Origin of the sequence: Lutibacter sp. A64 (genome assembly GCF_022429565.1) — a bacterium.
Lineage (GTDB): Bacteria > Bacteroidota > Bacteroidia > Flavobacteriales > Flavobacteriaceae > Lutibacter.
In genome coordinates, this window is sequence record NZ_CP092487.1 from 1,630,001 (window position 1) to 1,656,102 (window position 26,102).

The 26,102-nt window shown below is 29.6% G+C and carries 23 protein-coding genes (1 of these 23 cut by a window edge); 10 read left to right on the forward strand and 13 right to left on the reverse strand.

The features are described from left to right. The 4 genes from thrS to rplT form a co-directional block, all read left to right on the forward strand. Nucleotides 1-968 carry the 3' end of a threonine--tRNA ligase gene (gene thrS, locus MKD41_RS06825; RefSeq protein ID WP_240244687.1) on the forward strand. 973 nt of this gene lie to the left of the window's left edge, so the window shows 968 of its 1,941 coding nt (coding positions 974-1,941); the start codon falls outside the window, past its left edge; its stop codon occupies nucleotides 966-968. Nucleotides 969-1,034: 66 nt separating this feature from the next. After that, on the forward strand, nucleotides 1,035-1,550 hold the full coding sequence (gene infC / locus MKD41_RS06830) for a translation initiation factor IF-3 (RefSeq protein ID WP_256451682.1): 516 nt from the start codon (nucleotides 1,035-1,037) through the stop codon (nucleotides 1,548-1,550). 77 nt (nucleotides 1,551-1,627) lie between these two features. Beyond that, nucleotides 1,628-1,825 carry a 50S ribosomal protein L35 gene (gene rpmI / locus MKD41_RS06835; protein WP_134248853.1) on the forward strand — a complete coding sequence of 66 codons (198 nt, stop codon included), beginning with the start codon at nucleotides 1,628-1,630 and terminating at the stop codon, nucleotides 1,823-1,825. Nucleotides 1,826-1,917: 92 nt separating this feature from the next. After that, nucleotides 1,918-2,262, forward strand: a complete 345-nt coding sequence (gene rplT, locus MKD41_RS06840) for a 50S ribosomal protein L20 (RefSeq protein ID WP_134248852.1) — start codon at nucleotides 1,918-1,920, stop codon at nucleotides 2,260-2,262. Nucleotides 2,263-2,336: 74 nt separating this feature from the next. Here the strand turns inward: rplT and MKD41_RS06845 are convergent, their stop codons facing one another. The 9 genes from MKD41_RS06845 to MKD41_RS06885 form a co-directional block, all read right to left on the reverse strand. Further along, entirely contained in the window at nucleotides 2,337-3,968 is a 1,632-nt protein-coding gene (locus tag MKD41_RS06845; protein WP_240244688.1) for an ABC-F family ATP-binding cassette domain-containing protein, read from the reverse strand. Between the two features lie 233 nt (nucleotides 3,969-4,201). Beyond that, nucleotides 4,202-5,278: a peptide chain release factor 1 gene (gene prfA, locus MKD41_RS06850; RefSeq protein ID WP_240244689.1), complete on the reverse strand. Its 1,077-nt coding sequence runs from the start codon at nucleotides 5,276-5,278 to the stop codon at nucleotides 4,202-4,204. Nucleotides 5,279-5,381: 103 nt separating this feature from the next. Beyond that, nucleotides 5,382-6,560: an AIR synthase related protein gene (locus MKD41_RS06855; RefSeq protein WP_240244690.1), complete on the reverse strand. Its 1,179-nt coding sequence runs from the start codon at nucleotides 6,558-6,560 to the stop codon at nucleotides 5,382-5,384. A gap of 107 nt (nucleotides 6,561-6,667) precedes the next feature. Continuing rightward, on the reverse strand, nucleotides 6,668-8,179 hold the full coding sequence (locus MKD41_RS06860; RefSeq protein ID WP_240244691.1) for a carboxypeptidase regulatory-like domain-containing protein: 1,512 nt from the start codon (nucleotides 8,177-8,179) through the stop codon (nucleotides 6,668-6,670). Between the two features lie 7 nt (nucleotides 8,180-8,186). Further along, nucleotides 8,187-9,578: a CsgG/HfaB family protein gene (locus MKD41_RS06865; protein WP_240244692.1), complete on the reverse strand. Its 1,392-nt coding sequence runs from the start codon at nucleotides 9,576-9,578 to the stop codon at nucleotides 8,187-8,189. 21 nt (nucleotides 9,579-9,599) lie between these two features. Continuing rightward, nucleotides 9,600-10,010 (reverse strand): curli production assembly/transport component CsgF, encoded by a 411-nt coding sequence (locus MKD41_RS06870; RefSeq protein WP_240244693.1) that lies wholly within the window; start codon nucleotides 10,008-10,010, stop codon nucleotides 9,600-9,602. Between the two features lie 20 nt (nucleotides 10,011-10,030). Beyond that, a complete protein-coding gene (gene csgH / locus MKD41_RS06875) occupies nucleotides 10,031-10,756 on the reverse strand; it encodes a curli-like amyloid fiber formation chaperone CsgH (protein ID WP_240244694.1) in 726 nt (241 codons plus the stop codon). Nucleotides 10,757-10,761: 5 nt separating this feature from the next. Continuing rightward, nucleotides 10,762-11,217: a hypothetical protein gene (locus MKD41_RS06880; RefSeq protein WP_240244696.1), complete on the reverse strand. Its 456-nt coding sequence runs from the start codon at nucleotides 11,215-11,217 to the stop codon at nucleotides 10,762-10,764. A 62-nt stretch (nucleotides 11,218-11,279) separates the two neighbouring features. After that, complete coding sequence (locus tag MKD41_RS06885; protein WP_240244697.1) at nucleotides 11,280-12,128, reverse strand: hypothetical protein; 849 nt, start codon at nucleotides 12,126-12,128, stop codon at nucleotides 11,280-11,282. A gap of 474 nt (nucleotides 12,129-12,602) precedes the next feature. On the opposite strand from MKD41_RS06885, the gene MKD41_RS06890 reads away from it, so the two are divergent. Continuing rightward, the gene (locus tag MKD41_RS06890) at nucleotides 12,603-13,799 is read left to right on the forward strand and encodes an IS256 family transposase (protein ID WP_240241912.1); all 1,197 of its coding nucleotides are present in this window, start codon (nucleotides 12,603-12,605) and stop codon (nucleotides 13,797-13,799) included. A 116-nt stretch (nucleotides 13,800-13,915) separates the two neighbouring features. On the opposite strand, the gene MKD41_RS06895 is transcribed toward MKD41_RS06890, so the two are convergent. Continuing rightward, nucleotides 13,916-16,102 carry a glutamine synthetase III family protein gene (locus MKD41_RS06895; protein ID WP_240244698.1) on the reverse strand — a complete coding sequence of 729 codons (2,187 nt, stop codon included), beginning with the start codon at nucleotides 16,100-16,102 and terminating at the stop codon, nucleotides 13,916-13,918. Between the two features lie 201 nt (nucleotides 16,103-16,303). On the opposite strand from MKD41_RS06895, the gene MKD41_RS06900 reads away from it, so the two are divergent. Then, nucleotides 16,304-17,314, forward strand: a complete 1,011-nt coding sequence (locus MKD41_RS06900; RefSeq protein WP_240244699.1) for a glutamine synthetase beta-grasp domain-containing protein — start codon at nucleotides 16,304-16,306, stop codon at nucleotides 17,312-17,314. Nucleotides 17,315-17,395: 81 nt separating this feature from the next. On the opposite strand, the gene MKD41_RS06905 is transcribed toward MKD41_RS06900, so the two are convergent. Together MKD41_RS06905 and MKD41_RS06910 are read right to left on the reverse strand one after the other, a co-directional pair. Continuing rightward, the gene (locus MKD41_RS06905; protein WP_240244700.1) at nucleotides 17,396-19,573 is read right to left on the reverse strand and encodes a S46 family peptidase; all 2,178 of its coding nucleotides are present in this window, start codon (nucleotides 19,571-19,573) and stop codon (nucleotides 17,396-17,398) included. An 18-nt stretch (nucleotides 19,574-19,591) separates the two neighbouring features. Then, nucleotides 19,592-21,805, reverse strand: a complete 2,214-nt coding sequence (locus MKD41_RS06910; RefSeq protein WP_240244701.1) for a S46 family peptidase — start codon at nucleotides 21,803-21,805, stop codon at nucleotides 19,592-19,594. A 101-nt stretch (nucleotides 21,806-21,906) separates the two neighbouring features. On the opposite strand from MKD41_RS06910, the gene MKD41_RS06915 reads away from it, so the two are divergent. From MKD41_RS06915 to MKD41_RS06930, 4 genes are all read left to right on the forward strand, one after another. Then, a complete protein-coding gene (locus MKD41_RS06915) occupies nucleotides 21,907-23,208 on the forward strand; it encodes a DUF819 family protein (protein WP_240245014.1) in 1,302 nt (433 codons plus the stop codon). Between the two features lie 53 nt (nucleotides 23,209-23,261). Continuing rightward, the gene (locus MKD41_RS06920; protein ID WP_240244702.1) at nucleotides 23,262-23,957 is read left to right on the forward strand and encodes a DUF4369 domain-containing protein; all 696 of its coding nucleotides are present in this window, start codon (nucleotides 23,262-23,264) and stop codon (nucleotides 23,955-23,957) included. Nucleotides 23,958-24,084: 127 nt separating this feature from the next. Continuing rightward, nucleotides 24,085-24,579 carry an RNA polymerase sigma factor gene (locus MKD41_RS06925; protein WP_240244703.1) on the forward strand — a complete coding sequence of 165 codons (495 nt, stop codon included), beginning with the start codon at nucleotides 24,085-24,087 and terminating at the stop codon, nucleotides 24,577-24,579. A 3-nt stretch (nucleotides 24,580-24,582) separates the two neighbouring features. Beyond that, nucleotides 24,583-25,218: a hypothetical protein gene (locus MKD41_RS06930; protein WP_240244704.1), complete on the forward strand. Its 636-nt coding sequence runs from the start codon at nucleotides 24,583-24,585 to the stop codon at nucleotides 25,216-25,218. 63 nt (nucleotides 25,219-25,281) lie between these two features. Here the strand turns inward: MKD41_RS06930 and MKD41_RS06935 are convergent, their stop codons facing one another. Continuing rightward, entirely contained in the window at nucleotides 25,282-26,079 is a 798-nt protein-coding gene (locus tag MKD41_RS06935; protein WP_240244705.1) for a TIGR00266 family protein, read from the reverse strand. Nucleotides 26,080-26,102 lie beyond the last annotated feature (23 nt).

Sequence of the window (26,102 nt, forward strand, 5' to 3'; positions counted from 1 at the left end):
AAGAAGGTGAAGAATTTTTATTAAAACCTATGAATTGCCCACATCATTGTGAAATTTATAATAACAAACCTTATTCATATAAAGATTTACCAAAACGTTTTGCTGAATTTGGCACCGTTTATAGATATGAACAAAGTGGAGAATTACACGGTTTAACACGTGTAAGAGGATTTACTCAAGATGATGCACATATCTTTTGTACACCTGATCAATTAGATGAAGAATTTAAAAGTGTAATTGATCTAGTATTATATGTATTTAAATCTTTAAGCTTCGATAACTTTACTGCACAAGTTTCTTTAAGAGATAAAGATAATAAAGAAAAGTATATTGGAAGTGATGAAAATTGGGAGAAAGCCGAAAATGCTATTATAAATGCAACCAAAGAAAAAGGTTTAGACTATGTTATAGAATATGGTGAAGCGGCATTTTATGGTCCTAAATTAGACTTTATGGTTAAAGATGCTTTAGGCAGAAGTTGGCAATTAGGAACTATTCAAGTAGACTATAATTTACCTGAACGATTTGAATTAAGTTATAAAGGTTCGGATAATCAATTACATAGACCAGTTATGATTCATAGGGCTCCTTTTGGATCTATGGAACGCTTTATCGCTGTTTTATTAGAGCATACTGGAGGTAAATTTCCACTTTGGCTTACTCCAGAGCAGGTTATTATACTACCAATCAGTGAGAAATATCAAAAATATGCCGAAAAAGTTTTACATTTGCTAGAAAATTCCGAAATTCGCGCACTTATAGATGATAGGAGTGAAAAAACCGGGCGAAAAATTAGAGATGCTGAATTGAATAAAATTCCATTTATGATTATAGTAGGTGAACAAGAGGAAAATGATGGCACGGTTTCTGTAAGAAAACAAGGAGAAGGAGATATAGGAACATTATCAAATGACGAATTTATTTCGTTTATAAAGAAAGAAATTAATAGTACATTAGAACAATTTTAGTTTAATTTAAATTTTACAGTTATAGCAATTAAAAGAAGATCAGGGGGAAGAAAACCTTGGAGAGTAATTAAGGAAGATCAACATAGGATTAATGAGAAAATCACGTATGTTGATGAAGTACGTTTAGTAGGTGATAACGTAGAAGTAGGCATATACCCTATTTCGAAAGCAAAAGCGTTAGCAAGAGAACTAGAATTAGATTTGGTAGAAATATCTCCCAAAGCTGTGCCTCCCGTTTGTAAGATTATAGATTATAAAAAATTTCTATATGAACAAAAGAAAAGAGAAAAGGCTCAGAAATCTAAAGCTTCTAAAGTAGTTGTAAAAGAAATTAGATTTGGACCTAATACCGATGAGCATGATTTTGAATTTAAAAAGAAACATGCTATTAAATTTTTACAAGACGGAGCAAAATTAAAAACATTTGTGTTTTTTAAAGGACGATCTATAATTTATAAAGATCAAGGACATATTTTACTTTTAAGACTGGCAACAGAATTAGAAGAATATGGAAAAGTAGAGCAAATGCCTAAATTAGAAGGTAAACGTATGATTATGTACATTGCTCCTAAAAAGAAATAATAACTTCAATAGTACTATTTAAACAATAGTAGTTTCAGAAGGAAAAATATTAAGCAAGATAAAATAGTAGAAGAAAGATGCCTAAAATGAAAACAAAATCTAGTGCTAAGAAGCGTTTTAAGCTTACTGGTTCTGGAAAAATTAAAAGAAAACACGCTTTTAAAAGTCACATTTTGACTAAAAAAAGTAAAAAACGTAAATTAAAGTTAACTCACGATGGTTTAGTTCATAAATCTGACGAAGCTAACATTTTACAACAGTTAACTTTAAAATAATAAAGTTACAGGGAATTTAATTATTAACCTTGGAGTTGAGCTAACAAGTGTAAATTAATTTTACCGCCAACTACAAAAAACAAATTGAAATTATGCCAAGATCAGTAAATTCAGTTGCTTCAAGAGCTAAGAGAAAAAAGATATTGAAGCAAGCAAAAGGTTACTTTGGACGTAGAAAAAACGTTTATACAGTAGCAAAAAATGCGGTTGAAAAAGGAATGTTATATTCTTATAGAGACCGTAAAAACAAAAAAAGAACTTTCCGTGCTTTATGGATTCAACGTATTAACGCTGGAGCTCGTCAGTATGGAATGTCTTACTCACAGTTTATGGGAAAAGTTAAAGCTAATAATATTGAATTGAACCGTAAGGTTCTTGCCGATTTAGCTATGAATAACCCAGAAGCTTTTAAGGCAGTTGTAGATCAAGTAAAATAGATTTTTAATTTCTTGCTTATATATAAAAACCCAATCTTACGATTGGGTTTTTTGTATTATAAAAAAGGCTGTTTTTACTTTTCAATTTCACGTAAACTTTCCATTTTCTTTAAAGCCATAAAACTAGTTATCGTTTCAAAATGCTCTTTTATACGCTTGTTTCCAAATTCAAAAACTTTTTCTGCTAAACCATCTAAAAAATCACGATCGTGAGAAACTAGAATTAAAGTTCCATCAAAGTCTTTTAGTGCTTCTTTAATAATATCTTTAGTTCTCATATCTAAATGATTTGTTGGTTCATCTAAAATTAAAACATTTACTGGTTCTAACAATAATTTAATCATTGCTAAACGTGTTTTTTCGCCTCCTGAAAGTACTTTTACTTTTTTTGTTGTATCATCTCCAGAAAACATAAAAGCTCCTAATAGGTTCTTTATTTGCGTTCTAATATCTCCTACTGCAATATGATCTATTGTTTCAAAAACGGTTAATTCTTCATCTAATAATGACGCTTGATTTTGAGCGAAGTAACCAATTTTAACATTATGACCTACTTCTAATTTTCCTTCAAAATCAATTTCATTCATAATAGCTTTTATCATTGTAGATTTACCTTCACCATTTTTTCCAACAAAAGCAACTTTTTGACCTCGTTCTATAACTAAATTAGCATTTTTAAAAACTACATGTTCTCCATAACTTTTAGATAAATCATTCACTACAACAGGATATTGACCACTTCTAGGTGAAGGCGGAAACTTTAATCTTAAAGCAGATGTATCAACCTCATCAACTTCTACTAACTGTAGCTTTTCTAACATTCTAACACGAGATTGTACTTGATTTGTTTTTGAGTATGTCCCTTTAAAACGCTCTATAAACTCAGTATTTTCAGCAATCATTTTTTGCTGTTCATCGTATGCTTTTTGTTGATGTGAGCGTCTATCTTTACGAAGCTCTAAATAATGCGAATAATTTGCTTTATAGTCGTAAATTCTACCCATCGTTACTTCAATAGTTCTATTAGTAATATTATCTACAAAAGCTCTATCGTGTGAAATAACAATTACAGCTTTTGCTGAATTAATTAAAAAATCTTCTAACCATTGTACGCTCTCAATATCTATATGATTTGTAGGTTCATCAAGTAAAATTAAATCTGGTTTTTGCAATAAAATTTTGGCTAATTCTATACGCATACGCCATCCACCAGAAAATTCTGAAGTTGGTCTATTAAAGTCTGAAGCTACAAAACCTAAACCTTTTAGTACTTTTTCAACCTCAGCTTCATAATTTATATCTTCAATAGCATAAAATTTTTCACTTAACTCTGAAACACGCTCAATTAATTTCATATAAGCATCACTTTCGTAATCCGTTCTTGTAGTTAATGCTTCATTAATTTCGTCAATTTCAGCTTTCATTTTAAATATTTCAGAAAAAGCTTTTGAAGTTTCTTCAATTACAGTTGCATTATCTTTAGCTAATAAATGCTGTGGTAAATAGGCAATTTTAGCTTCTTTTGGAGCTGAAATATTACCAGAATTTGGTTTGTGTACACCTGCTACAATTTTTAATAATGTAGATTTCCCTGCTCCATTTTTACCCATTAAAGCGATCTTGTCATTTTCATTTATTGAAAATGAAACATTACTAAAAAGACTTGTACCTCCAAATTGTACCGAAATATCATTAACTGTAATCATTCTTATTATCTATTTTTTGAAAAACGCAAATATACATGGTTTGATTAACATATTAATATGAAAAATTTTTAACTGTCATTTTAAGAGGCGTATAAGTAATCTGTTTGTTTTTGCTATTTATTGAATTGTTGGTAAAAAAATACCAACATTGGCAATAATATTTTGGTATTAAAACAAAAAAAGCAAGAATAAAAAAATATTCTTGCTTTTAAAAAATCTTAAAAATTAATAAGTTATAGTACTTCTCCTAATTCTTTTAATTTCTCTGTATTTTCTGCTAATTTTAATTCTTCTACAATTTTATGAATATCTCCATTAATAACGTTAGATAAATCATATAAAGTTAAGCCAATTCTGTGTTCTGTAACTCTACCTTGAGGATAATTGTAAGTTCTAATTTTTGCGGAACGGTCTCCACTTGCAACTAATGAATTTCTTTTAGCAGAATCTGCAGCTAATTTTTTCTCTAATTCTTGCTCATATAAACGAGAACGCAATACTTTCATTGCTTTTTCCTTATTTTTATGTTGCGATTTTTGATCTTGGCATTGTGCTACTAAACCTGTAGGAACGTGTGTTAAACGCACGGCAGAATAGGTTGTATTTACAGATTGACCTCCTGGTCCTGAAGAACAAAAGTAATCTACACGAATATCGCTTGGTTTTAATTCTACATCAAATTCCTCAGCTTCAGGAAGTACCATTACAGTTGCAGCAGAAGTATGTACACGACCTTGAGTTTCAGTTTGTGGTACGCGTTGCACACGGTGTACACCCGATTCAAATTTCATATCACCATATACATCTTCACCTGAAACACTAAAAATAATTTCTTTAAAACCACCAGAAGTTCCTTCACTTATATCTTCAACTTCGGTTTTCCACCCTTTATCTGAACAATATTTTGTATACATTCTATACAAATCACCTGCAAAAATACTTGCTTCATCACCACCTGTACCTGCTCTAATTTCAACAATAACATTTTTAGCATCATCTGGATCTTTTGGTATTAACATAAACTTAATATCTTCTTCCAGTTTTGGTAATTGAGCTGAAGCTTCTTCCAACTCCATTTTTGCCATTTCTGTCATTTCTGCATCAGAACCATCTGCTATAATTTCTTTTGCTTCTTCAATATTATTTAATAAGCTTTTATACTCTTCAGCAATTTTCATTACTGCGCTTAAATCTTTATATTCCTTATTGATTTGTATGTAGCGTTTTTGGTCTGAGATAATATCTGGCTGGATAATTAAATCAGAAACCTCATCAAAACGTTGTTTTACTATTTGTAACTTATCTAACATTTATTTTTTAATTGGATTGCAAATTTACAATAATTTCTTGAGACTATAATTTTTCATTTATTTTGTTATAAATCACAAAATAAATATTACTATTTGAAATTACTTAATACTTAAACTCTCCGTATTCGCTTTTAATTGTTAATTTTTTAGTTTCAGAAGCTTCTACCCTACCAATTATTTTCGCATTTACGTTAAAACTTTTTGAAATTTCTATTAAATCTTCAGCAATTTCTTGTGGAACGTATAATTCCATTCGGTGTCCACAATTAAATACTTGATACATTTCTTTCCAATCTGTTTTACTTTGCTCTTGAATTAATTTGAAAAGAGGTGGTACTGAAAACATATTATCTTTTATAATATGCAAATTATCTATAAAGTGAAGTATTTTTGTTTGTGCTCCTCCACTACAATGTACCATTCCATGAATTTCTTTTGAAGTATATTTTGCTAGAATTTTTTTTATAATTGGTGCATAAGTTCTGGTTGGAGACAACACTAATTTACCTGCATCTATTGGTGAATTGGCTACTTCATCAGTTAATTTCATAGCTCCTGAGTACACCAAATTATTTGGCACAGCTGCGTCAAAACTTTCTGGATACCTTTCAGCTAAATATTTACTAAAAACATCGTGGCGTGCAGATGTTAATCCGTTAGACCCCATTCCACCATTATATTCTCTTTCATAGCTTGCTTGTCCAAAAGATTCTAATCCAACAATAACATCGCCTGGTTTTATATTTGCATTATCTATTACATCTGCCCTTTTCATTCTAGCAGTTACTGTAGAGTCTACTATAATTGTACGTACCAAGTCTCCTACATCAGCAGTTTCACCTCCGGTAGAATAAATTTCAACACCAAAATCTTTTAAATCTTGTAATAGTTCTTCGGTACCGTTTATAATTTGTGAAATAACTTCACCAGGAATTAAATTTTTATTTCTTCCAATAGTTGAAGATAGCATAATATTTTCTGTTGCTCCAACACACAATAAATCATCAATATTCATAATTAAAGCATCTTGTGCTATGCCTTTCCAAACAGAAATATCTCCTGTTTCTTTCCAATACATATATGCTAAAGACGATTTTGTTCCTGCTCCATCGGCATGCATTATTAAACAATAATTATTGTCTCCAGTTAGATAATCTGGAACAATTTTACAGAAAGCTTTTGGAAACAATCCTTTATCTACATTTTTTATGGCATTATGAACATCTTCTTTAGATGCTGAAACTCCTCTTTGACTGTACCTTTTACTTACTTCTGAACTCATTAGTGCTATGTTTAATTGTTTTGCAAAAGTAATTTTTCTTTTTCAATTTAAGAAACATAAAAAAACCGAATGTTAATTCATTCGGTTTTTATTTAAAAATAATTGTTTTACTCCCAATCTGGCATTAATGCGTTTTCAAATAATTTTACTCTATCGCTATCGCTTTCAGTATTAATACTCATTTTATAGATTGATTTTGTTGATATCCCATCATTAGAGGTATTCACAAATATTATTTCTGCTTCATTTGGAGAAAACCTTGGATCTATATCTATAGTTCCAGTATCTTTATCTAAAGAAATATCTGTTATTGTAGCTTCGCTAAAATTATAAATAAAAATATGTGTATCTAACTGCCTATTGTTTACATTTTGATATTCTGATATATCTAGAGTATATAAAAGTAATTTATTATCTACAGAAATATTAAGCCCTCCAGCGGCTCCTAATACATCTGAAATAATGGTATTTAAAACCGCCCCATCCATATCTATTGTAAAAATGGATGCATTGTAACCTGAAATATCATTTGTTTTTAAGGCTATCATACTTTCATCATTACTCCAATCGCACTCAGTAATAAAACTACCGTCAACAGTTTTATAAATTTGTTTTAGTCCGCTACCATCTTTATTTATTACATATAATTTATCGTAATGCGGATAAATTAATCTATCTCCATTTGAAGACCAAGAATAGTCTATATTATTAAAATTATGTCCAGCTACCGCAACTTCTGAAGTTACTTGTTTTATATCTGAACCATTAAGATTCATGGTAAATAAATGTGTCTCGTTATTAAATGTACTTAAAAAAGCAATTAAATTTACTGCTTGATTTTTTCTAGGTCTCCAACTATTTTGACTTTGACTTGTTAATTGAACTTCGTTTATTTGTTCTCCACTCTCTTCATCAAAATTTGAAGAATAAATTATATTGTTATTATTTACTCCTTTTTTAACATAAAGATACCTGTTATCTGGATCTATTTTGGTTTTAAAAGAATTAACAACACTTAAAACATCATCATTAATTGCATCTGAAACTGCAACTTGCCAAAAATATTTAACTCCGTATTTTAAATCTGAAATTACATAAGTAGTATCTACAATACTTTCAATTAAAATGGTATTGTTATCAATATCATTTTTTATTTCTAATTTGTAGGATAACTCATCATCATCTGGATCTTCTGAGCTCCATATTAACTCAACAGAAAGTTCTAAATCTTCACTTCCATCTTCTGGAGTTATTAATTGAGGTGCTGTAGGCGGTTTATTTAATGAGTTATTATCTTGTAATTCAAAAATTACATTTACTTCTAAATCTTCAATAACTGTAGCTGCTTCAAAAGAAGTTAAATACGCTTCTTTAGTAGCGCTTACAGAATATTCTCCTTCTTCAACATAATTCATAATAAAATAACCATCTAGGTTTGTAAATACTGCATTACCAGTTGGACTTATTGTTATTTTTGCATTTTCTATAGGATCAAAGCTATTGGCTTCAACAACTCGACCTGTTATGGTTCCTTCACCAATATAATCGGTAGTATCTTCACTACAACTAATAAAAAAAGGTAGTGCTAGAATAAATATTAAATTAACTATTTTTTTCATATCTCTTTTATTCAAACATTACAGACTTAACTCTATTATATGGCTTTCCGAGGTAAAAATTAATTCCTAGCCCAATTCTCCAATAAAAATCATTCCATTTTCCTTGTTCAAGACCTTCTAAATTATCAGAAAATAACATGTTTTGCTCTGCAAATACTTTAATTCCAATATTTTTAGCTGGTAAATATTCTAAACCTCCACCTACTAAAAATTTAAAGTAGTTGGTATCAAAATCTTTATCTGAAATAGTTCCAACACCCAGATGTAAAAAAGGAGAAATAGCATCGTAAGGCAAAAAATCATAAGCTAAACTTGTATCAAAAGAATAGAAGTCATTTTTGAATGAATTTTCATTTTCGAGTTGAAAAAAACCAAGACCGAAATTTAAATTTAAACCCGGCTTTTTAAAATAGGTTTTAAAAGCAATGGCTACTCCCATTTTTTTTAATGAATTTGAATAATCATTATTAGCAATAGTTGTACCTCCTTCTATTGAAAGAGCAGAATGCCCTCTTTTATCTTCTAGTTTTCTATCATAAAGCGCAGTTGATTCTGCTTCTTTTTTTTCTATCTCATACTGACTTTTAACAAAATCTACTGTAGGTTTTCCTCCTTTAGGCTCCCAAATTCCATCTATAATTCCTTCAATTATTAAAAGTTCAACTGCTTTATCAATAGCTTCTTTAATTGCGAGTTGAGTAGGTTCGTTTTTTGTAACACCTGTTTCAACTTCTAACAGTCTTTTTACATTTACATATCTAAATAAGTTTGCTGATATACCTTGAGATAAGATAGTTTTAGATACGTATACATTTTTTATGATTCTTCCACTTGATGTAGAAACAGCTCGCAAATAAATTGTAATTCTATCTTGTCTATATTCTGTAGCTCCACCTACTCCAAAATACCTAGCTCCAGAACCTCCCGTAATTATATTTGAATCATAAGATACTACACCTCCTTCTAGAAGAATTCCAGCAAATAATAATGGTGGCATAGCTGTAGATTGATCTTGTGTAGAACCAGCGGCATATTCTTGTCTTGTTGAACGGATTATTTGCCGTTCATTTAAAAGGTTTCCTATATTTTCACGTTCAATTGGATTAAACCAATTTGACTCTTCTAAAGAATTTAGCAATATAGATGTTCCTCCTTGTGTAATTGCCGAACTAAATGTAGATCCGTTTTCTATTAATTTATATTGCCCCGTTTGGTCTCTAAATTTATAAACACCTACAACAGCTTTACTTAAAGGCAAAATAGTATCTAATATACTTTTTCTAGAAGTATTCTCTCCTATTCTTGCATCGCTTGTAATTAATGGTTGATTTAAATAAGTTCCACAACCTACTACTAATACTAACACAATACAAAGACTATATTTTATATACTTTTTCATAAATGTGGGGAATATTAGTAATTAGTTTGGTATAATTATATTTGTTTGTTCTCCGGTTGAAGTATCTAAAATATTTACAGATAAACCATCTGTTGAAGGTGATATTTCAACTACCAAGCTACCAAAAACATAAGTTCCTTCTGTTAGGGAGGTATCTCCAAATTCCTGTTGAAATAAGTCTTGAGATAAAGAACTTAATAATTGTCTGTTTAAAGAATCTGTAAAATTTTCTAAATCCGATCCTTGATCAAAATCAAATCCATTGTCTTCTTCAAAATCATTTTGAGCATTTGCAGAAGCTAATAATTGCTGATAGTTAAATGTTTCTCCCCCAAAAAAAGGGTTTATTGGTTTATATACTATATTTTGAGAATATAGTAGACACGGTACACTTATAAGTAGTGTTACTATAATATATTTTAACTCTTTCATGCTTTTATATTTTAATATTTTTAAAATCTTCCATTATTAAATAATTGTCTTTGTTTAGCATACAGATTTACATTTTTTAAAGTTGCTTTTACAGCTTCTTTTAAAAATTCTTCATCTGGCTTAGACATAAATTCAAACAGTTTTTTATCTTCTGAAGTAATTGTTATAATACTACTTCTACCAAAATAAGGCTTCTCTGATATGGTAATAATAAAAGGGTACAATTTACCCGATGTACTATATTCTTGATAAAAATAATCGTGAAAATCTTTTCCAATTTTTGTTATAACCTCATCAATTACAATTCCTTTAAGTTCAAAATCGACTTCTCTAATTACCTGTTCTTTAACATTTTCTCTTTTTGATTGTAATATATGAAGTGAATCTTTAGATATTACAATATTATTTTGTTTAATAAATAAATATATGCGTAAATCATCACCAGAATCTATACTTAATCTAATTTCTGCAAGGTTTTTACTTTCATTAGGCTCTAAAGAAAATTCACCCTCTTGTCTATTACTTGAATAATTTCCGGCCGTATTTTTTTTTAAGGCTAATAAATTATAGTATAAATCATTTTTAAAAATTGGCTCTTCATTATCCACCTGCGCATTTATAAGAACTAAATTATCAGATTCTTGAATATTTATCTTTCCAATTACAGATTCATTTAACTGGCCATACGCACTATTAAAAATTAACATCAAACAACTGAAAATACTATTTATATAAAGTTGTTTCATAACTATTAATAATTTTTAATAATTAATGTTTTAAAATTTGATTTTTGTAAAATAGACATATTATCTATTAAAGAATTTTGACCATAAATATTAAGAGAATTAGAATTTCCAATCTGCATAACACTTAAATTTGAAGTATTACTATTGTAGTAATTAATAAAACTATAGTAATTATTATCTCCAACCTGTTTAACTACCTGGTTATCACCTTTAATTTGCTTAACTTCAATTATATTATTATCTCCTAATTGGTTTAAATTAATAATCTCATTTGTTTGTTGATTATTATTAGATGTTATAAAATTGTTGTTTGCTTTTAAATTTGAAGCAATATTATTATTTAATTGAAAATATTGATTTATTATAACCGTATTCTCATCAGATAATTGTTGCCCAAAAGATAGATAAGTACTTATGAAAAATAAACCTACAATAATTAATATACGGTTACAGTTTTTCATCTTATTAAAATTTAGTAAAAGAGGGGTTTCCCCCTCTTTTAAATTTAAATAATACTTTTAAATTAGTTCATTTGCTCAACGCAAGCTTTATTTCCAACTCCAAATTGACCAATAGTACTATTGTTACCTCCAAACCATACAGAAGCTGATTGGTCTACAGATGCAAAGTTGTCAGCTCCAATTTGCAATACATAGCTATTATTAGAACTTAAAAATCCAGCATCTTGAGTTACACAAGCTTTGTTATCAAATCCAATTTGATTGACCATAGATGTATTTTCTCCATTAAAACTTGTAGTTTGAGTTTCTACAGATGTATTACCTGCTCCAACTTGATAAGAAGTTGCATCGTTATTGTCTCCATCTTGATCTTGTAAAGCGGAATTATTTCTTCCCCATTGACCAATAGTAGCTACATTATCATCTCCATCTTGAGATTGTTGAGCGTAGTTATTTCGTCTAAATTGAACAACACTTGCTTCATTATCATCACCTGTTTGAGTTTGAATTGAAGTATTCATTTCTCCTCTTTGAAAAGCTATCGCCTCATTATCATCTCCAATAACATATTGTGATGCATAATTCATAGCGCCACGTTGATTAACTGAACCATAATTATCATCACCTAATTGAACAATATCAGAATGATTTCTATATCCACGTTGTTGCACCCAAGCTTCATTTTCTTCTCCATTTTGATAGATATCTGAATAATTTGCAATTCCTATTTGCAAAACATTAGCTTTGTTGTCTATTCCTACTTGGTCTACGTCACTATCATTTGTTGCTAAAATCCCACTTCCTCTAGGGCCTGTTGGAATTTGTGTAATATCACAATCATTACATGCTGCTTGTCCAAAAACTACTGTTGCTGCCATAATAAAAGCAACACTTAAAATTAATTTTTTCATAATAAAAAATTTTTAATGTTAGTAAAAAGTTAGTTTAGAATATTAAATTATACAGTAGGGAAGTATATTTTTAAATTAAAAGTATACTTATACAATCTAAATTCTGTAATCTTAATAAATAGGGTAAAACAATTTTTAGGGTTTAAACTGTGGGGTAATTAAAAATAATTAGCGTACGTACTTTGTTATTTTAAACAAGTCTAAATTACTTCTATATTTCTAATTATCAAAATATTAGACAGTGAAATAAATAAACTGTTTAATTTTAGTAATGAAATACAAGTTTTACACAATAAAAGGTTTTTAAACTCTTAAAAAGAAATATAATAAAAAAATAGCTTAAAAAAAAAGCAGTATCTCACAAAGTGTGTAAGTGTAAAAGTTATTCTGAAATATTTTGCTTCTTAAAAAGCAAAAAATATTTCGGAAATAACTTTTTAAGTAATTAATTTTAACTTTTAAATACACACTTTAATGAAAAAAGAAGATTTATTAAACGATGATTTTTTAAAGCAATTTAAAAATGGAGAAGAGCTTCATAGCTTTTTAAGTGCCTTACAAAAACGAGGTATTGAAAAAATCCTAGAAGGCGAATTAGATAGTCATTTAGACTACGAAAAACACCAAAAGTCCTTAACCGATAATACTCGCAACGGATATTCAAATAAGAAGATTCAAACCAGTTATGGTGAATCAAAAATTAATGTACCTCGCGACCGAGACGCCTCCTTTAATCCAATGCTTATTCCTAAAAGGAAAAGTATGGTTGATGGTCTTGAAAACATTATAGTATCTTTATATGCCAAAGGAATGAGCAACAGCGATATTGAGTCTCAAATAAATGAATTGTATAATTTTAATGTTTCTACATCCACTATTTCAAGAATTACAGACCGTATTACAGATGATATAATCGCTTGGCAAAACCGACCATTAGAGTCCATTTATCTAATTGTTTGGATGGATGGCATTGTTTTTAAGGTTCGTGAGAACTCAAAAGTGATTAACAAAACAATCTACATATCAGTAGGTTTGCGTAGAGATGGCAAAAAGGAAGTATTAGGTCTTTGGCTTGGAAAGAATGAATCGGCAGCCTTTTGGATGAGTGTTTTAACAGATATAAAAGCACGTGGAGTTCAAGATATTTTAATTACAGCAACTGATAACCTGAACGGATTTACCGATACTATTAAAAATGTATTCTCTGAATCTAAAACACAAATTTGCGTTGTGCATCAAATCAGAAATGCTTGTAGATATGTGGTTTGGAAAGATAAAAAGGAGTTTACAAATGATATGAAGCAAATTTACGGAGCACCTACCAAACAAGCTGCACGTGCGGCTCTAAAAGATTTTTCAGACAAATGGAGTCATAAATATTCTTACGCTATAAAAAGCTGGGAGGAAAACTGGGAAGAACTTACTGTTTTCTTTGAGTTCCCTCTAGAAATTAGAAAAATTATTTACACCACTAATCTTATTGAAAATTTAAATGGAAAAATAAGAAAATACACTAAAAATAAGCTCTCATTCCCAACAGATGAAGCCGTAATGAAATCTGTTTTTTTAGCTATAAGAGAGGCAACAAAAAAATGGTCGATGCCAATTCATAACTGGGGGATAATTCTTAACCAATTTTTGACTATATTTGAAAAAAGGGTTCAGATTTAATGAAAAATCTAAACCCAATATTTTTAACTTACACACTTTTTGGGATAGTGTCAAAAAAAACAGCTTTAAAACTCTGTTTTAAAGCTGTTTATAATATATTTTTAATTATTGTTTTTTTACCTAATAAAGAGAAGCTCTCTATATTTTGTTAATGGCCAAATTTCATCATCTACCATTATTTCTAACTTATCACAATGATATCTAATCTCTTCAAAAAATGGTTTTACAGTATTACAATATTCAAATGCTTTTTTAACAGGATCTGTTAATGCATTGGCTTTTTTACGAGCAGCAATCATAGCATCTACTTTAGCATGTATTACTTCTATATGTGACGATATTTTCTTTATTAAGAAAATTTGTTCAGATGCGTACTTTTCAAAATCTTTACCAAAAATTTCTTTTAAACCAGAAACATTTTCAATTAACATATTTTGGTAACGAACTGCTGTTGGAATTATATGATTCCCTGCAATATCTCCAATAACTCTAGAATCTATTTGAATACGTAAAGTATATTCTTCTATTTCAATTTCGTAACGAGCTTCTATTTCTACTTTACTCATTACATTCATTTCTTCAAATAAATCAATTGTCTTTTTTGAAATTTTAGCCTTTAGAGCTTCTGGTGTAGTTTTATTATTGCTTAATCCTCTTTTTTTAGCTTCTTTTTCCCAAGCTTCACCATACCCATTTCCTTCAAATAAAATATTTTTAAAAGATTTAATATATTCTCTTAATACATTAAAAATAGCTTCATCTTTCTTTAATTCTTTACCTTCAATAAGCGCATCTACTTCAAGTTTAAAACTTTTTAATTGTTTTGCTACAATTGTGTTTAAAACTGTCATTGGATTTGCTGAGTTAGCCAAAGAACCTACCGCCCTAAATTCAAACTTATTTCCTGTAAATGCAAAAGGAGAAGTTCTATTTCTATCTGTATTGTCTAATAATACATCTGGTATTTTTCCTACTACATTTAATTTTAAATCTGTTTTTTCTTCAGGAGATAATTTTCCGTTTGTTACTCCTTCTAATTCTTCTAATACTTTTGTAAGCTGTTGACCAATAAAAATAGACATAATTGCTGGAGGCGCTTCATTTGCTCCAAGTCTATGATCATTACTTGCTGAAGCAATTGATGCTCTCAGCAACTCTTCATTATTATAAACTGCTTTTATTGTATTTATAAAAAAGGTTAAAAATTGAAGATTACTCATAGGTGTTTGTCCAGGCGCCAATAAATTTACACCGGCATCATTAGATAAAGACCAGTTATTATGTTTTCCTGAACCATTTACACCTGCAAAAGGTTTTTCGTGTAATAACACTTTTAAATTATGTCTATTTGCAACACGCCCCATAAGATCCATTAATAATGAATTATGATCTACAGCTAAATTTGCTTCTTCATAAATAGGAGCCAATTCAAACTGATTTGGTGCTACTTCATTATGACGTGTTTTAACAGGAATACCTAAATACATACATTCGGTTTCCAAATCTCTAATAAAATTAAATGCTCTAGTTGGAATTGCTCCAAAATAATGATCATCTAACTGCTGGCCTTTTGCTGGAGAATGCCCTAATAAAGTCCTTCCTGTTAAAATAATATCAGGTCTACTACCCGCTAATGCTTTATCAATTAAAAAAAATTCTTGCTCCCAACCTAAAGAAGATGTTACTTTTTTAACATTCTTATCAAAATATTTACAAACAGCCGTTGCTGCCGTATCTACAGCATTTAGAGCTCTTAATAGTGGTGTTTTATAATCTAATGCTTCTCCGGTATATGAAATAAATATTGTTGGAATACATAATGTTGTACCATATATAAATGCTGGTGATGTTGGATCCCAAGCTGTATATCCTCTTGCCTCAAAGGTATTTCTAATGCCTCCATTTGGAAAACTTGAAGCATCAGGTTCTTGTTGCACCAACTCACTTCCCCCAAACTTTTCAATAGCCATACCATTTCCTATTGTTTCAAAAAAAGCATCATGTTTTTCTGCTGTAGCACCCGTTAATGGCTGAAACCAATGAGTATAATCTGTTACACCTTTTGATATTGCCCAATCTTTCATAGAAGAAGCAACTTGATTGGCTATATTTCTATCTATTTTTTTTCCATGCTTAATCGCATTCATTACTCCTTTATATGCATCATTTGTTAAATATTGACGCATTGCTCGTTCATTAAAAACATTTAACCCAAATATTTCTGAACGTTTTTTATCTTCAATAACTTCAACTGGCTTTCTACTCTGTGCTAGTTGTACCGCCTTAAACCTTAATGTTGACATCTCTTTTACTTTTAAAATTGTACGAATATATAAATATTTACTCAACTTTTTTAACTATAACAAATTTACCCCTTTAAAAAATGGGGTATTAATAAAAATAATACTATTTTCACTTTTTTACCCCCTATTATTATTATAGTACTATATAAATAATTAAATTTGCTGATATTTATTTAATTTAAAAATAATAATTTAACTTATATGAGCAAAGCAAAATTAGAGTATATTTGGTTAGATGGTCATCAACCAACTCAAGAATTAAGAAGTAAAACTAAAATTGAAGATGATTTTAGCGGAAAATTAGAGGACTGCGATATTTGGTCTTTTGATGGTTCGTCTACAGAACAAGCTGAAGGTGGTTCTTCAGATTGTTTATTAAAACCTGTAGCTATTTATCCAGACCCTGCAAGACGCAATGGATATTTAGTAATGTGTGAAGTATTAAATGCTGATGGAACTCCACACCCTTCTAATCACCGTTCAACTATTGATGATGATAACGATGACTTCTGGTTTGGTTTTGAGCAAGAATATTTCTTAATGGACTCAAAAACAGATTTACCACTAGGATTCCCTCGTGGTGGATTCCCTGGACCACAAGGTAAATACTACTGTTCAGTTGGTGGTAGATATACTTGGGGTAGAGATTTTGTTGAAGAACACGCAGATTTATGTATAGATGCTGGTTTAAACTTTGAAGGTATCAACCAAGAGGTAGCTCCTGGTCAATGGGAATTTCAATGCTTTGCAAAAAGTGCAAAAAAAGCTGGAGATGAAATCTGGATAGCACGTTACTTATTAAACAGATTAACTGAAAAATACAACTATTATATAGAGTTACACCCAAAACCTGTAAAAGGTGACTGGAATGGTTCTGGTATGCATGCAAACTTTTCTAACACTACACTAAGAACTTGTGGTTCTAAAGAAACTTATGAAAAAATTTGTGAAGCGTTTAGACCTGTAACTGATAACCATATTGATGTTTATGGTGCTTATAACGAAGAACGTTTAACTGGACTGCACGAAACTGCTTCTATTACCGATTTCTCTTACGGAGTATCAGATAGAGGAGCTTCAATTAGAATTCCTATTATTACTGTTGAAAAAGGTTGGAAAGGTTGGTTAGAAGATAGAAGACCAGCTTCAAATGCTGATCCGTACAAAGTAGCTTCTATAATTATTAAAACTGTTAAAGCTGCTAAAATTTAATTCATTTAATTTTTATCTATAAAAAAAGGCTGTTTAAAATTTTAAACAGCCTTTTTTGTGCACTAAACTTAAGTGTATAAATTATTTTTTTGGATGCACAATCTTTAATTCTTCAATTAAATTTGTAGCTCCAGCATATTTGTCTATTATAAATAATACATAACGTATATCTACCATAATACTTCTTACAATATCTGCATCAAAATATAAATCACTCATAGTTCCTTCCCAAGTAGTGTCAAAAGCTAAACCTATTAGATTACCACTTGCATCTACAACTGGACTCCCTGAGTTTCCACCTGTCATATGGTTTGTTGACAATAAATTTACTGGCATTTTACCATTTTCGCCATACTGACCATAATCTTTAGTATTGTATAAATCCTGTAGTTTTTGAGGTACATCAAATTCATAATCACCTGGTTTATATTTTTCCATTACACCTTTTAAAAAGGTTTGAGTGGTATAGGTAACACCATCTTTTGGACTGTAACCTTGAACTAAACCATAATTAACTCTTAAAGTACTATTAGCATCTGGAAAAAAACGTTTGTTTGGAAATACTTCCATTAAAGCCTTCATATATTTTTTTTGAACTGCTTCAATTTCTAAATTTAACTGTTGAAATTTAGGCTCTATTTTAGTATAAAAAACAGTATGTAATTCTTTTCCAAACTGATAAGCTTTATCTTCGTTCAATTTTTTAATAACTTCTTCAGCTGTACCAGATAACAATTCTGTAACTCCTTCTAACGAAGTTAATTTAGAGCTTGCATAAATTTGACTTGTTAACGCAGTAAAATCTACATTTACCATATTTGATGGTAAAAATTCTTTTGGAGATTTATCGGCATACAATTTTACCAATTTTTCAAATACTGGTTTATCAACCTCTGCGCTATAATTTTTAAATTTACCTTCTAAACTCTTTATAATAGCATCTCTTCTACTTGAAAAAGCTGCTTCTCCACCTCTTAAATATACTTGTTCTAATTGAAAAGCGTTAAAAGTAACACCTAACAATTCTACATTTCTATAAGCTGTTTCAATCCAATAATCACGTGCTAAAGAAACACTTTCAATTTCTTTATATAGTTTTTCAAAATCTGATAGCAATGTTTTATAACCTACTAAATCTTTTTCTTCAACAATTTTAGAAAATTCTTTTTCTAATTCTTGTTTTTTCTCTATAGCATGTGTTTGATTGATTCCTTGACTCTCTCCAATCCATTTTTTCCAATAATTAGCTATTGAAGCAAATTTAGATGCATATTTAATTTTAATTGCATCATCTTTTCTCATATAAGAATCAACAATTTTTAAAGCATTTTCTCTAATTTCAATTTTAGCAGGATTTAATACATTAACAATTTGATCTACACCAATTGCTGGTAAATATTCGTTTGTTCTTCCTGGAAAACCAAAAACTAAGGTAAAATCATTTTCTTCAACACCATCTAAAGAGATTGGTAAATAATGATTTGGTTTATAAGGCACATTATCTTTTGAATATGCTGCTGGTCTATTATTAGCATCGGCATATACTCTAAATAATGAAAAATCTCCTGTATGACGAGGCCACATCCAATTATCTGTATCTGCACCAAATTTACCAATTGATGTTGGAGGTGCTCCAACCAAACGAACATCGGTAAATACTTCTGTTACGAATAATAAATATTGATTTCCTTTAAAAAATGATCTTACATAAGATTCTTGCCAAGCTTCTTTTTCAACTTCTTTATTAACTTTTAAAATATTTTGGTTAATAATTTTCATTTTTTCAGCCTCATTCATAGTATCAGTTACTCCAACAAAAACTGCGTCTGTTACATCATCAATTCTTTTAATAAAAGTTGCGCTTAAACTTTCATTTGGCAACTCTTCACTATAATTCATTGCCCAAAAACCATCTTTTAAGTAATCATTTTCAACCGATGAATGCGATTGAATTACACCGTAACCACAATGGTGGTTTGTTAACAGCAATCCGTTTGGAGATATAATTTCTGAAGTACAACCTCCACCAAAATGTGCTATAGCATCTTTTAAACTAGAGTTATTTACATCATAAATATCTTTTACAGACATTTTCATTCCCAATTGAGCCATTTCTTCGGCATTCATTCCTTCTAACAACGAAGGAATCCACATTCCTCCTTGTATATCACGTGTATCAACTTCTTTTGATACTTGCGCAACTGAATTTAACGATATAAAAGCTATCGCTAATAACACATAAAATTTAATATTTCTCATTTATTTAATTGTTTGAATTTATTGTTGTTTTGGATGTACTAATGTCATTTCCTCTATTAAGTTTTTGGCACCTGCATATTTATCAACAATAAATAACACGTAACGAATATCTACCATTATATTTCTGCAAATATCTGCATCATAATTATAATCACTCATAGTTCCTTCCCAAACTCTATCGAAGTTTAAACCTATTAAATTTCCATTAGCATCAATTGCTGGACTTCCAGAATTACCACCTGTAGTATGATTAGTTCCAATAAAATTTACTGGCATTTTTCCATTTTCAGCATAAATACCAAAATCTTTAGCGTCATATAAATCTTGTAATTTCTGAGGAACATCAAATTCATAATCATTTGGCACAAATTTTTCCATAACACCTTCTAAATAAGTTGTTGTATTGTAATACACACCGTCTCTAGGTTCGTACCCACTAACCTGACCGTAAGTTACACGCAACGTACTATTTGCATCTGGAAAAAAGCGTTTGTTAGGAAAAACTTCCATTAATCCTTTCATATATTGTTTTTGAACAGCTTCTAATTCTAAATTTAATTGTTGAAATTTAGGTTCTATTTTATTGAAAAAAGTAGCGTGAAATTCTTTCCCGAAATTATAAGCAACATCTTCATTTAACTTTTTAATTGCTTCCTCTGGAGACCCAGATAATAATTCTTGAGCTCCTTGTAAAGTGGTTAATTTTGAGTTAGCATATATTGTGTTTGCTAATTCTGAATAATTAAGACCTTCTAAATTTGATGGACTGTATGCTTTTGGTGCTTTTTCAGCATATAAAGCAACTAATTTTTCAAAAACTGGTTTATCTACAACAGGGCTGTAATTTTTATAAGTACCTTCTAATCTTCTTAAAATTGCATTTTTTGCATTCTCAAAACCTTGCTCACCTCCTCTTAAATAAGCTTGTTCTACTTGAAAAGCTCTAAAAGTAATTCCTAATAATTCTACATTTCTATAAGCCACTTCCATCCAGTAATCACGTGCTAAAGAAACACTTTCAATTTCTTTGTATAATTTTTCAAAATCAGATAATAAAGTTGAATAGTTTTCTAAATCTTTAGCTGCTACTATTTTAGAAAAATCTGCTTCTAATGCTCTTTTTTGTTCAATTGCTTTAGATTTTTCAATACCTTGATTTTCACCTATCCATTTTTTCCAATAATTTGCTGTTGAAGCATATTTTGAAGCATATTTAATTTTTATTGCAGGATCTGTACGCATATAAGTGTCTATAACTTTTAATGCATTTTCACGTATTTCTATTTTTGCAGGATTTAAAACATTAACAATTTGATCTACTGCAACTGCTGGTAAATACTCGTTTGTGCTTCCTGGAAAACCAAAAACCAACGTAAAATCGCCTTCTTCAACACCATCTAAAGAAATTGGTAAATAATGGTTTGGCTTGTAAGGTACATTATCTTCTGAATATGGTGCAGGTCTGTTATTTGCATCGGCATAAATTCTAAATAATGAAAAATCTCCTGTATGGCGAGGCCACATCCAGTTATCTGTATCTGCTCCAAACTTACCAATAGATGATGGTGGTGCTCCTACCATACGTACATCTTTAAATTCTTCGGTAATAAATAATAAATATTGATTTCCTTTGTAAAACGCTTTAACATTTGAATTTTGCCAAGTTTCTTTTTGAACATTTTTATTTACTTTTAAAATATTCTGATTGATTAACTTCATTTTAGAAGCTTCATCCATATCGCTAGTAACACCAGCAAAAACTGCTTCAGTTACATCATCAATTCTTTTAATAAAAGTAACAGACATACCTGGGTTTGCTAATTCTTCATCATAGCTTTTTGCCCAAAATCCATTTTTTAAATAATCGTGATCTACAGAAGAGTGTGATTGAATTGCTCCGTAGCCACAATGATGATTTGTTAATAGCAATCCGTTTGGTGAAATAATTTCTGAAGTACAACCACCATTAAAATGAACAATGGCATCTTTTAAACTTGAATTATTTACATCATAAATATCTTTTGCTGTTAATTTACTTCCTAACAGTTGCATTTCGGTTTCGTTAACCCCTTCTAACAATGAAGGAATCCACATCCCTCCTTGTATTTCTCGAGTATCAACAACTGTTTCGCTTGTTACCTTACTAATTTCAGATTCCGTTGTTTCTTGAACAGTTTTACAAGAAACCACTAATAATAAAGCTAATAAAAAATAGAGTTTTATATATTTCATTTGGTTAAATTTTATTTGCACAAATATAACAAACCAAATATTCATTTTTTATGAATAAACTCACAAAAAGTGTTAAATTAGCCGAAATTGAAATTTTATATATGGATACTACACCTTTTTTTACACAAGACACAATTGTTTTTGGAATTTTAATGTTAACTCTTGGTTTTGTTTTTTATACATCTTCTAGTGAAAACAAATTTTGGAAAAAGTTTTATAAATTTATACCCGCCTTATTAATGGCATATATGCTCCCAGCATTTTTTACTACAACTGGTATAATTTCTCCCGAATGGCAAACAGTAAACGAAGCTGGTGAAATAACTAAGCATAGCTCTCAATTGTATTATGTAGCTAGTCGTTTTTTATTACCAGCAGCACTGGTTTTAATGACTTTAAGCATAGATTTAAAAGCTGTATTTAATTTAGGTCCAAAGGCGTTAATTATGTTTCTTACCGGAACAGCTGGAATTATAATTGGCGGACCAATTGCTATTTTATTAGTTTCTCTAGTTTCTCCAGAAACTGTAGGTGGTGCCGGACCAGATGCAGTTTGGAGAGGTTTATCTACCTTAGCAGGTAGTTGGATTGGTGGTGGTGCAAACCAAGCAGCAATGTTAGAAATTTACCATTTTAACACTAAAAATTATGCAAGTTTTGTAATTGTAGATATTGTTGTTGCAAATATTTGGATGGCAATTTTATTATTAGGGATTGGTAAATCTGATAAAATAGATAAATGGTTAAAAGCAGATACTTCAGCTATTGAAACTTTAAAAGATAAAGTTTCTAGTTATGCTTCTAAAATAAGTAGAACGCCTTCTTTAGCAGATTTTATGGTTATTTTAGGTATTGCTTTTGTTGTTGTTGGTGCATCGCATTGGGGAGCAAATGAAATGTCTAACTTTTTAAGTACTAATTTTGAATCTGTTAGTGACAAAACCTCTGCTATGTCTTCTTTTGGTTCTCAATTTTTCTGGATGATTACTATTGCTACAGCTTTAGGTATACTATTATCCTTTACAAAATTAAAACAATATGAAGGAGCTGGAGCTAGTAAAATAGGAAGTGTTTTTATATATATATTAGTAGTTACCATTGGTATGAAAATGGATTTAACCCAAATATTAGACAATCCAGGGTTAATTGTAGTAGGACTTATATGGATGGCTATTCACGTATTTTTATTAATACTTGTAGCAAAACTGATAAGAGCACCTTATTTCTTTTTAGCAGTTGGTAGTAAAGCAAATGTAGGAGGTGCAGCCTCTGCTCCTGTTGTTGCTGCCGCTTTTCACCCATCTTTAGCTACAGTAGGTGTTTTATTAGCTGTTTTTGGGTATGTTGTTGGTACTTACGGAGCAATGCTTACTGCAGAATTAATGAGAATTGTTGCCCCATAATACTATTAAAATTCAATAAAAAATTAGATATTTGTTGCCATAAAAATAATTAAATGAAAAAAATAATTTCTTATATTCTACTTGTTAGCCTTTTTATTTCTTGTGAAAAGAATAAAAGCGGAAATATGATAGTAAATGTAGACATAAATGGTTTAAAAAAAGGAACCGTTTATTTACAAAAATTTGTAGACACCTCTTTAGTTGCTGTAGATTCTGCTAAAATTAACGGTGTTAGTAATTTTGTTTTAGTTGATGATGTTACATCTCCAGAAATGTATTTTTTAACACTCGATAAAAAAGAATATGAAAAAATCCCTTTCTTTGGAGAAAAAGGAACACTTACAATTACTTCTAAATTAGAAAAATTACTTTTATCAGCTAAAATAAGCGGTTCACAAAACCAAGACTTATTAGAGGAATATAAGTCAATGATTCAACAATTTAGAGGAAAAGAATTAGATTTTTTTAAAGAAAGGTTTGATGCTCAAAGAAACAATGATGAAGCTTTAGTTACTAAATTAGATAGTGACCAAGAAAATTTAACTAAACGCAAGTATTTATATACCACAAATTTTGCTTTACAACATAAAGATAAAGAAATAGCACCATATATTGCTTTAACCGAATTACACAATGCCAATATTATGCTATTAGATACCATAAACAAATCTTTATCTAAAGAGATAAAAACTTCTAAATACGGATTAGAACTAGATAAATTTATTTCTGAAATTAAAGATAATGACTAATTCATTATTAAATTTTTAATTAAACAGAAAGAGGTTGATTATCTAAGATTTAGTCAACCTCTTTTTTTTAATAAATTGTAACTTTTTTAAACAAAAGACTACTTATAATTTGAAATTAACCCAACTTGTGAATAAAGAACTAGAACATAAATTTATTTCCGAATTTCAAGAACATCAGAAAATCATACATAAAGTATGTAGTATTTATACAAACAATCAAGAAGCGCATAACGATTTATTTCAAGAAATTACAATTCAACTTTGGAAAGCATACCCAAAGTTTAGAGGCGATTCTAAATTAAGTACTTGGATGTATAGAATTGGATTAAATACAGCAATTACACTGTATAGAAAATCTAAACGAACCATACAAACTCAAGACTTTGATACTGTATTACACAAAATTAAAGCTACAGATTATGATAGTACTGAAGAAGATCAATTAAAGTTAATGTATAAAGCAATACACCAATTATCTGACATTGATAAAGCGCTAATATTCTTGTACTTAGAAGATAAAAACTATAAAGAAATATCTGAAACAATTGGTATTTCTGAAGTAAATGCACGAGTGAAAATGAACAGAATTAAAAAGCGGTTAAAAACAATATTAAATCCGTAAATTATGGATGAATTAGACTTACTAAAAAAAGATTGGAAAAAGCAGGATGCTAAATTTCCAAAGTTATCTTATGAAGAAATTTATAAGATGATTCATAAAAAATCCTCTTCCATTGTAAAGTGGATTTTAATTATCTGTATAGCAGAACTTCTATTTTGGAGTTTTTTAAACTTTCTTGTACCTGAAAAGTATTTAGATATTTATGAGAAATTTCATTTAAAAAATTTCTTATACACCACCCAAATTATACATTATACTGTTGTTATAGTTTTTATATATTTATTTTATAAAAATTATAAAGCTATCTCTATTTTTGAAAGCACTAATAAATTAATGCAAAAAATAATTAATACACGTAAAACCGTAAATTATTACGTGTATTATAATATAGCAATATATATATTATTATCTCTAATTGTTAATATTATAATGTTTTCTAGCCCAGAAATTATGGTAGAAACACTCATCCCAAAAAATAAGGAAATAGATGGAGAACTCTTTTTAACAATTATGTTAATTGCACAAGTTGTAGCGGTTTTTATTATTATTGGTTTGCTTTGGCTATACTATAAAATTATATATGGTATTCTTCTAAAAAAATTATCTAAAAACTATAAAGAATTAAAAAATCTAAATTAGTTTTTGAGGATTACGAGTAACTGCTAATTAACTAATTAGCAGTTACTAGGCACTAAGCTGAAATTACCTATTATCACCATCTAAAATATTACCAATACCACCAAGTATACTTCCTTCTCCTCTAGTTTTACCTCCAGTTTGTGGGGCTAAAGCTAAAACTCTACCCGCTAATCTACTAAATGGTAAAGATTGTACATAAACGGTACCTGGTCCTTTTAAAGTTGCAAAAAACAAACCTTCACCTCCAAAAACTGTGTTTTTTATACCTCCAACAAATTCAATATCATATGATACGTCTTTTGTAAAACCAACAACACAGCCCGTATCAACTTTTAAAACTTCACCAACCTGTAATTGTTTTTTAGACATATTTCCTCCCGCATGTACAAATGCTAAACCATCACCTTCTAACTTTTGCATTATAAAACCTTCGCCTCCAAATAAACCTCTTCCTAATTTTTTTGAAAATTCTACACCAACAGAAACTCCTTTGGCTGCACATAAAAAAGCATCTTTTTGGCATACAAACTTACCTCCTAACTCACTTAAATCTATTGGTATAATTTTACCAGGATAAGGAGCTGCAAAAGAAACCTGCTTTTTTCCAACACCATTATTTGAAAACACTGTCATAAACAAACTTTCACCAGTTAATAGTCTTTTTCCTGCAGAAAATAATTTTCCTAAAATTCCTTCATTTTGGTTAGAACCATCTCCAAAAATTGTGTCCATTGTTATACCATCATTCATCATCATAAAACTTCCAGACTCTGCTACTACTCCTTCCTGTGGATCTAATTCTATTTCAACATATTGCATTTCTTCGCCTTGTATTTCATATTCTATCTCGTGTGCATTCATAATTAATTAAATTTTTAGTTAGT

Excerpts from the sequence above, each read along its gene's own strand:
- csgH (WP_240244694.1), bottom strand. The coding sequence starts at position 10,756 with ATGAAACAACTTTATATAAATAGTATTTTCAGTTGTTTGATGTTAATT.
- MKD41_RS06920 (WP_240244702.1), top strand. The coding sequence starts at position 23,262 with ATGAAAAAAATAATTTCTTATATTCTACTTGTTAGCCTTTTTATTTCT.
- MKD41_RS06895 (WP_240244698.1), bottom strand. The coding sequence starts at position 16,102 with ATGTCAACATTAAGGTTTAAGGCGGTACAACTAGCACAGAGTAGAAAG.
- MKD41_RS06880 (WP_240244696.1), bottom strand. The coding sequence starts at position 11,217 with ATGAAAAACTGTAACCGTATATTAATTATTGTAGGTTTATTTTTCATA.
- MKD41_RS06910 (WP_240244701.1), bottom strand. The coding sequence starts at position 21,805 with ATGAAATATATAAAACTCTATTTTTTATTAGCTTTATTATTAGTGGTT.
- MKD41_RS06885 (WP_240244697.1), bottom strand. The coding sequence starts at position 12,128 with ATGAAAAAATTAATTTTAAGTGTTGCTTTTATTATGGCAGCAACAGTA.
- MKD41_RS06905 (WP_240244700.1), bottom strand. The coding sequence starts at position 19,573 with ATGAGAAATATTAAATTTTATGTGTTATTAGCGATAGCTTTTATATCG.
- rpmI (WP_134248853.1), top strand. The coding sequence starts at position 1,628 with ATGCCTAAAATGAAAACAAAATCTAGTGCTAAGAAGCGTTTTAAGCTT.
- MKD41_RS06900 (WP_240244699.1), top strand. The coding sequence starts at position 16,304 with ATGAGCAAAGCAAAATTAGAGTATATTTGGTTAGATGGTCATCAACCA.
- MKD41_RS06860 (WP_240244691.1), bottom strand. The coding sequence starts at position 8,179 with ATGAAAAAAATAGTTAATTTAATATTTATTCTAGCACTACCTTTTTTT.
- MKD41_RS06890 (WP_240241912.1), top strand. The coding sequence starts at position 12,603 with ATGAAAAAAGAAGATTTATTAAACGATGATTTTTTAAAGCAATTTAAA.
- MKD41_RS06935 (WP_240244705.1), bottom strand. The coding sequence starts at position 26,079 with ATGAATGCACACGAGATAGAATATGAAATACAAGGCGAAGAAATGCAA.
- prfA (WP_240244689.1), bottom strand. The coding sequence starts at position 5,278 with ATGTTAGATAAGTTACAAATAGTAAAACAACGTTTTGATGAGGTTTCT.
- MKD41_RS06855 (WP_240244690.1), bottom strand. The coding sequence starts at position 6,560 with ATGAGTTCAGAAGTAAGTAAAAGGTACAGTCAAAGAGGAGTTTCAGCA.
- MKD41_RS06915 (WP_240245014.1), top strand. The coding sequence starts at position 21,907 with ATGGATACTACACCTTTTTTTACACAAGACACAATTGTTTTTGGAATT.
- MKD41_RS06930 (WP_240244704.1), top strand. The coding sequence starts at position 24,583 with ATGGATGAATTAGACTTACTAAAAAAAGATTGGAAAAAGCAGGATGCT.
- MKD41_RS06865 (WP_240244692.1), bottom strand. The coding sequence starts at position 9,578 with ATGAAAAAGTATATAAAATATAGTCTTTGTATTGTGTTAGTATTAGTA.
- rplT (WP_134248852.1), top strand. The coding sequence starts at position 1,918 with ATGCCAAGATCAGTAAATTCAGTTGCTTCAAGAGCTAAGAGAAAAAAG.
- MKD41_RS06870 (WP_240244693.1), bottom strand. The coding sequence starts at position 10,010 with ATGAAAGAGTTAAAATATATTATAGTAACACTACTTATAAGTGTACCG.
- MKD41_RS06845 (WP_240244688.1), bottom strand. The coding sequence starts at position 3,968 with ATGATTACAGTTAATGATATTTCGGTACAATTTGGAGGTACAAGTCTT.